The following is a 315-nucleotide window of genomic DNA, read 5'->3' as shown; positions in this document are numbered from 1 at the left end:
CACCCTGGAGCCCCTATGGGCATGGCCGATATCGCAGAAGTATTATGGCGCGATTTTCTAAAGCATAATCCAACTAATCCAGAGTGGGCTGACCGTGACAGATTTATTCTTTCAAATGGCCACGGTTCAATGCTTATCTATTCTCTATTGCACCTAACTGGTTACGACTTACCACTTGATGAAATTAAAAACTTCCGTCAAATGCATTCTAAAACGCCAGGCCACCCTGAGTACGGTTATGCACCGGGAATTGAAACTACTACGGGTCCACTAGGTCAGGGGATCACAAACGCGGTAGGTATGGCGATTGCTGAA

General features: G+C 46.3%; 1 pseudogene. It reads left to right on the top strand.

The annotated features are described in order from the left end of the window. Positions 1-315, top strand: a pseudogene (locus B4F91_RS13585) (transketolase); the annotation flags it as partial.

This window comes from Pseudoalteromonas sp. UBA6610 (assembly GCF_002433295.1).
In the GTDB taxonomy this organism is placed as follows: Bacteria; Pseudomonadota; Gammaproteobacteria; order Enterobacterales; family Alteromonadaceae; genus Pseudoalteromonas; species Pseudoalteromonas atlantica.
Note: the sequence above shows the minus strand (reverse complement) of the source record. Positions and strands in the feature narration are given on the sequence as shown.